The sequence below is a fragment of the Thauera terpenica 58Eu genome (genome assembly GCF_000443165.1).
In the GTDB taxonomy this organism is placed as follows: domain Bacteria; phylum Pseudomonadota; class Gammaproteobacteria; order Burkholderiales; family Rhodocyclaceae; genus Thauera; species Thauera terpenica.
The window spans coordinates 37,450-44,077 of record NZ_ATJV01000056.1; the positions used below are offsets into that span (position 1 = coordinate 37,450).

The 6,628-nt window shown below is 64.0% G+C and carries 7 protein-coding genes; 4 read left to right on the forward strand and 3 right to left on the reverse strand.

Features of this window, described 5'->3' with window-relative positions; all coding sequences use genetic code 11:
* Positions 1 to 53: 53 nt before the first annotated feature.
* The 3 genes from rpmA to M622_RS30615 all read right to left on the reverse strand — a co-directional run bounded on the left by rpmA (position 54) and on the right by M622_RS30615 (position 2,481).
* Positions 54 to 317 carry a 50S ribosomal protein L27 gene (gene rpmA, locus M622_RS30605; RefSeq protein WP_021249471.1) on the reverse strand — a complete coding sequence of 88 codons (264 nt, stop codon included), beginning with the start codon at positions 315 to 317 and terminating at the stop codon, positions 54 to 56.
* A 19-nt stretch (positions 318 to 336) separates the two neighbouring features.
* Positions 337 to 648 carry a 50S ribosomal protein L21 gene (gene rplU / locus M622_RS30610; RefSeq protein ID WP_021249472.1) on the reverse strand — a complete coding sequence of 104 codons (312 nt, stop codon included), beginning with the start codon at positions 646 to 648 and terminating at the stop codon, positions 337 to 339.
* Between the two features lie 126 nt (positions 649 to 774).
* On the reverse strand, positions 775 to 2,481 hold the full coding sequence (locus M622_RS30615; protein ID WP_021249473.1) for a SulP family inorganic anion transporter: 1,707 nt from the start codon (positions 2,479 to 2,481) through the stop codon (positions 775 to 777).
* Between the two features lie 268 nt (positions 2,482 to 2,749).
* Between M622_RS30615 and M622_RS30620 the strand changes: the two genes are divergently transcribed.
* The 4 genes from M622_RS30620 (at position 2,750) to M622_RS30635 (ending at position 6,538) form a co-directional block, all read left to right on the forward strand.
* Positions 2,750 to 3,511 (forward strand): PP2C family protein-serine/threonine phosphatase, encoded by a 762-nt coding sequence (locus M622_RS30620; RefSeq protein WP_021249474.1) that lies wholly within the window; start codon positions 2,750 to 2,752, stop codon positions 3,509 to 3,511.
* 211 nt (positions 3,512 to 3,722) lie between these two features.
* Complete coding sequence (locus tag M622_RS30625; protein WP_021249475.1) at positions 3,723 to 4,847, forward strand: NAD(P) transhydrogenase subunit alpha; 1,125 nt, start codon at positions 3,723 to 3,725, stop codon at positions 4,845 to 4,847.
* 11 nt (positions 4,848 to 4,858) lie between these two features.
* Complete coding sequence (locus M622_RS30630) at positions 4,859 to 5,161, forward strand: NAD(P) transhydrogenase subunit alpha part 2 (RefSeq protein WP_021249476.1); 303 nt, start codon at positions 4,859 to 4,861, stop codon at positions 5,159 to 5,161.
* Positions 5,162 to 6,538 (forward strand): NAD(P)(+) transhydrogenase (Re/Si-specific) subunit beta, encoded by a 1,377-nt coding sequence (locus M622_RS30635; RefSeq protein ID WP_021249477.1) that lies wholly within the window; start codon positions 5,162 to 5,164, stop codon positions 6,536 to 6,538.
* The last annotated feature ends 90 nt before the right edge of the window (positions 6,539 to 6,628 follow it).

The window sequence follows — 6,628 nt, forward strand, 5'->3', positions numbered from 1 at the left end:
AAGCCCTACCACAGGGATAGGGCTTTTGTACTGCACAAGCGCGTGACGCGAGATCAGGCCGCTTCGGGCACGATGATCACGGTACGGCGCCTGGACGGGCCCTTGACCGCAAATTGCACGACACCGTTCTTGAGTGCGAACAGGGTGTGGTCCTTGCCGATGCCGACGTTGTCGCCGGGGTGGTATTCGGTGCCGCGCTGGCGAACGAGAATGTTCCCTGCGAGCACGAACTGACCACCGTAGCGCTTGACGCCAAGGCGTTTTGATTCCGAGTCGCGACCGTTGCGCGAACTACCACCAGCTTTTTTGTGTGCCATGTCGGATTACCTCCTTCGCTTAGGCCGAAATCGCTTCGATGCGAAGCTCGGTGTAATTCTGACGATGCCCCTGATGCTTCTGGTAGTGCTTGCGGCGGCGCATCTTGAAAATCTTGATTTTGTCGTGGCGACCGTGGGAAACCACGGTCGCCGTGACGGAAGCTCCGCTGACCACTGGCGTGCCGATCTTGACCGACTCGCCTTCACCGACCATGAACACCTGGTCGATGGTGATTTCGGAACCCACGTCGGCCGGTATCTGTTCTACCTTGATCTTTTCGCCAGTGACAACGCGATACTGCTTGCCACCGGTTTTTATCACCGCGTACATGGTGTTGCTCCAGTTGATGGGTTTTCAAACAATCGAGAACTTTAACCAGCGGTTCCGAGAAAGTCAATGCCGTTCAATGGTATGGGCGACGCCTGCAGGCGGCAAGGTCGGTGTGGAGGGCATCCCTCACGCCGGGCTGCCCGCCGCCAGCGTTTTCACCAGGGCGGTGATGGCCTGTTGCTCGCTGCGGTACCTCGCCTGCTCGGCGATGCGCGCCCACAAGCCGTCGCGCTCCATGGCGTCGATGACCTGCTTCTTGAGGCCACAAAAGGCAATGGACTGGCCTTGAGCATGGAAGCGCTCCATCAGTCCTGCCAGGGTGTAGAGGCCGGTGGCGTCGATGTCGTTGATGCCGGCCGCCGACACCAGCACGATGCGCACGTCAGGCTGGGCGCGCGCGGCACGCAACATGCCGTCTTCGAAGGGCGCCGCAGTGACGAAGCTGAGTGCGCTATCGAAGCGCAGCACCACCAGTTGTGGATGGGGGTGAGGCAGGCCGAAGCGCTGCAGGTCGCGATAGCTGCCGTCGGCATGCAGGCCAAGCAGGGCGACACGTGGGCGCATGCCGCGATACACCATCAAGGCCAGGGTAAGGATGAGGCCGGTGAAGATGCCGTTCTGGATATTGGGGGCGAAGGCCAGCGTGGCGGCAAAGGTGACGGCTGCGCCTGCGCCATCGTCGCGGTTGGTACGCCAGGCGCGGCGCAGCACCTTGAGGTCCAGCAGTCCGCCCACTGCTTGCAGGATGACCGCGGCCAACGCAGGCTTGGGCAGATGCCACAGCAGTGGCGTCAGGTAGAGCAGGGTGAGCAGGATCAGGCCCGCGGTGACCACCGACGATAGACCGGTGCGCGCGTTGCTGGCGTAGTTCAAGGCCGAGCGCGAGAACGATGCGCTCACCGGCATGCCGCTGGTGAAGGCGGCGGCAATCTTGCCCATACCCTGGCCAATCAGTTCCTGATCCTGGTCCCAGGCCTGGCGGGTGCGTCCGGAGATGAGCTTGGCGCTGGAGGCGGCCTCCATGAAGCTCACCATCGCCACCACGAAGGCGGCGGGCATGAGCGTCATTGCCAGATCAGGTTGCAGCGGTGGCAGGCTCAGTGCAGGCAGCGACTGCGGGATATGACCGATGACCTCACCACCATTGGCCTCGAAGCCGAGCCAGGCGGACAGGGCGGTTGCGCTCGCCACCACCAGTGGCACGCTGGGCACACGGGGTGCGAACCGTTTGAACAGCACCAGCGCCGCAAGCGCACCCAGGCCAAAGGCGGCCGATGGTACGTGGAGCATGCGGCCGTCGATGAGCAAGTGGGCGAAATCGAGCACCAGAGGTCCGGTCTGCGCCATCGAGACGCCGAACAGGGGCGGAATCTGCGTCAGGCAGATGATCAGCGCCGCGGCGTTCACAAAGCCCATCAGCACCGGTACGGACAGCAGGTTCAGCAGCCAGCCCAGGCGCAGTACACCGAGCGCGAGCTGAATCAGGCCGGACAGCAGCGCCAGCAGCAACGCGAGGGCGAGGGCGCGGGTGGGATCGCCGCCGGCGAGCGGCAGGATGCTGGCGCCGACCAGGAGCCCGCTCAGCGCCACCGGTCCGGTGGACAGCTGGCCGCATGAGCCGAACAGCGCAGCGACCACCGCCGGCAGCAGGGCCGCATACAGGCCCACCTGCGGGGGCAGGCCGGCCAGCTTGGCGTAGGCGAGCGACTGCGGAATCATCACCAGCGCCACTGTCAGGCCCGCAATCACGTCGCCACGCAGCCCGCCGCCGCCCCAGTGGCGTGGCCAGCCGAGGAAGGGCAACAAATGTTCAAGGCGGGCGCGATCGGTCATGGCGGGTGTGATCGGAGGGGGGCGAGTGGGAGCAGGGGTGGATGGAGGAGGGAGGCAAGCAGGTGATGCGATGGCGCGCGGCATCGAAGCGTCATGGTAGCAAACGTGTCCGAGTAGCCCGCGCCGGCTCTCGTGCAGGGCGCAAAATAAGCGCGAGTGTGCATTTCGTCACGCTGCCCAGTTCGGGGAGCGTATTGCCGCCGTCTGCGGGACGTCCGCCTCCGTGCGTGGTTGCTATGATTCGCGGGTCCCTACAAAGGCTTCCCTCATGGCTTTCTCAGCCGAAACCTGTGTCGCCATGCATATCGGAAATCGCGCTGAGCAACAGGATCGCGTCAGCCTTTTTGCGCATCCCAAACGGCCCGGCATGATGATGGCCGTGCTGGCTGATGGCATGGGTGGTCACAGCGGCGGGGCGATGGCTGCGGAGCAGGTCATCATGCGGGCGAAGCAGAATTTCGAGTCTTACGCGCCGCTGCATGAAGCGCCCCAGGAGTTGCTGTCGAGCATCATCGATGAGGCCCACACCATCATCAAGTTGACTCGATTCACCAGCGAGAAGGATCCGCACAGCACCGCGGTCACCTTCTTGCTGCAGCAGGGCAAGGCCTATTGGGCGCATTGCGGTGACTCGCGCCTGTATTACTTTCGTGACACCCAGACGGTCGCGCGCAGCGGCGACCACTCCCTGGTTGGGGAGTTGATGCGCAAAGGGCGTCTCGACGAGGCCGGCGCGCTCAAGCATCCGCAGCGTAACGTGCTGCTGTCCTGTCTCGGCAGCGAGCGTGAGCCGCGCATCGAATATGGCTGTGCCGACAAGCTTGATGCGGGCGACAGCTTCCTGCTGTGCTCCGATGGCCTGTGGGCCTATTTTACCGATTTCGAGCTGGCCTCCACCCTCCGCGCACACACCCCGCGCGCTGCAGCCGAACGCCTGATTCAGCTGGCGAGGGAGCGTGGCGGCGGCTGCGGGGACAATATTTCCCTGGTCATCGTCAAGCTCGTCGCGCCTCCATCTTCAGCGCGCTGAACCCACCGACTGCGGCCGGGCGCACGCGAGCCCGCGTACGTGGACGCCTGCGGGCTCGTCCATTTGTGTTATTGCTCGTTGCGCGAATGACGGTAATATCGTTGCGGTGCCGGTCGCCCAGCACATAGGGCGGGACCACATAACAACAGGCGACTCCGGCGAGTTGCGTGATTCCTGCATTTACATGCCAAGCAATAGGGAGAAACAGCCTATGCCTCTGATCATCGGAGTGCTAGCGGAGACTGCTGAGGGCGAGCGACGTTTTTCGGTCGTGCCGGATGTGGTGAAGAAATATCAGGGCCTGGGGGCCACGGTGGTCTTGCAAAAGGGCGCGGGGGTGCCAGCGCACTTTGCCGACGATGCGTTCGCTGAAGTCACGTTTGCCGATACCGCCGCCGAAATCTGCGCGCAAGCGGATGTGGTGTTCTGCGTACAGCCGCCGCCTGCGGAGATCATCGACACGATGAAGTCCGGCAGCGTGCTGCTGGGCATGCTGCAGCCGTGGGCGAGCGCCGAGCGCGCGCGCCAGCTCGCCGAGCGCCAGATCACCAGCTTCGCACTCGAGTTGCTGCCACGCATCTCGCGGGCGCAGAGCATGGACGCGCTGTCCTCGCAAGGTGCGGTTGCGGGTTACGAGTGCGCGCTGATCGCTGCCGATCACAGCCCCAAGTTCTTCCCCATGCTGACCTATGCAGCGGGCACCATCCGTCCGGCCAAGGTGCTGGTGATCGGCTGCGGGGTGGCGGGCCTGCAGGCCATCGCCACCGCGCGCCGCATCGGCGCCATGGTCGAGGCCTACGATGTGCGACCGGATACGCGCGAGCAGGTCGAGTCGCTCGGCGCCAAGTTCGTCGACACCGGCGTGTCTGCCGCGGGCGCTGGCGGCTATGCGCGTGAGCTGACCGACGAAGAAAAGGCGAAACAGGCTGAACGCCTCGGCAAGGCCGTCGCCCAGGCCGATGCGCTGATCACCACGGCTGCAGTGCCGGGCAAGCGTGCGCCACGCATCATCACCGCAGACATGATCGCCAGGATGAAGCCGGGTGCGGTGGTCGTCGACATGGCGGCTGAAACCGGCGGCAACGTCGAAGGCACGGTGGCCGGCGAGAAGGTGTGGATCAATGACGTACTCATCATCGGGCCGGTCAACATCCCCAGCCGCATGCCGGTGCACGCGTCCGAGATGTATGCCAAGAATCTGTTCAACTTCATTTCGCCCTTCATCAAGGACGGTGCGCTGGCGCTGGACTGGGAAGACGAGGTGATGGCCGGTGCCTGTCTGACTCACGCGGGCGAAGTTCGCCACGCCGGGGTCAAGCAGGTTCTGGACCTCTAAGGGAGACGACCATGGAAGGATTTGCAGCGCTGTATATCTTCATGCTGGCCGCGTTCACCGGTTACGAGGTGATCTCGCGTGTGCCGGTGATTCTGCACACACCGTTGATGTCGGGCTCGAACTTCGTGCACGGCGTGGTGCTGGTGGGTGCGATGGTGGTGCTGGGTCATGCCGACCCGGAGGACCCGGTGCAGCTGGTGATCGGATTCGTCGCGGTATTTCTCGGTGCGGCCAATGCCGCGGGCGGCTATGTCGTCACCGAGCGCATGCTGGCGATGTTCAAGGGTGGCAACAAGAAGCAGGGGAGCGCATAAATGGCGAACTGGTTCATCAACGCGTCCTACTTCGTCGTGGCCGTCGTCTTCATCATCGGCCTGAAGGCGATGAGTTCGCCGGTTACGGCCCGCAAGGGCATCGTGTGGGCAGGTTACGCCATGGTCGCTGCGACCGTGGTCACCTTCTTTACTCCCGGTCTGGGCAACGTCGGTCTGATGGTGCTGGCAATCGTCGCCGGTGGCTCGGTGGCATGGTGGAGCGGCAAGACGGTCAAGATGACCGACATGCCGCAGATGGTCGCCATCTACAACGGCATGGGCGGTGGCGCAGCGGCGGCGATCGCGGCGCTCGAATTTGCCCGTGGCGAGGTGCATGGTCCGGTCGTGGCCACGCTGGCGGTGGCGGGGGCGCTGATCGGCTCGATCGCTTTCTCCGGCTCGTGCATCGCCTACGCCAAGCTGCAAGGCATCATGAAGAACGCCTTCCGCTTGCCGCAGCAGAACCTGGTGAACATCGTGATGGCCGCGCTCACCGCGCTGCTGGGCCTGGTGATCATCATCTCTGATGTGCCGTCCTCGGCCATGATCATCCTGTTCTTCGTGTTCGCTCTGGCGCTGGGCGTGATCCTGACCTGCCCGATCGGCGGCGCGGACATGCCGGTGGTGATCTCGCTGCTCAACGCCTTCACCGGTCTGGCGGTGGGTCTGGAGGGTTACGTGCTCGCCAACCCGGCGCTGATCGTGGCCGGCACGGTGGTCGGTGCCGCGGGTACGCTGCTCACGCAGCTGATGGCCAAGGCCATGAACCGTCCCATCACCAACGTCATCTTCACCCCGATCAGCGGTGCTGCCGCTGGCGAGGGCGAGGCGATCGAAGGCACGATGAAGGAGTTCTCCGCGCTGGATGCGGCCTCGGTGATGCGCTACGCCTCCAAGGTGGTGATCGTGCCGGGTTACGGCATGGCGGTGGCGGGTGCCCAGCACAAGGTGTGGGAGATGGCGCAGCTGCTTGAAGAAGGCGGCGTGGAAGTCGCGTTTGCCATCCACCCGGTGGCGGGCCGCATGCCTGGCCACATGAACGTGTTGCTGGCCGAAGCGGGTGTGCCTTACGACAAGATCTTCGACCTCGAGGAGATCAACGCCGAATTCCCGCAGGTGGATGTGGCGCTGGTGATCGGCGCCAACGACGTGGTGAACCCGGTCGCACGTACCGACAAGACCAGCCCGATCTACGGCATGCCGATCCTGAACGTCGATATGGCGCACAACGTCATCGTGGTCAAGCGCGGCAAGGGTGCAGGCTACTCGGGCATCGAGAACGCGCTGTTCTACAAGGACAACTGCCGCATGCTGTACGGCAGCGCGCAAGAGGCCATCGGCGAGGTCATCACTCACGTGAAGGCGCTGGAGTCCTGAGCATGAACCCGCTGGCCGAGCGGCTGGCGGGTTTGATTAAAGCTTCGAGCCGATCGGGCCGTAAGCAGGAGGACCATCCTCCTGCTTACG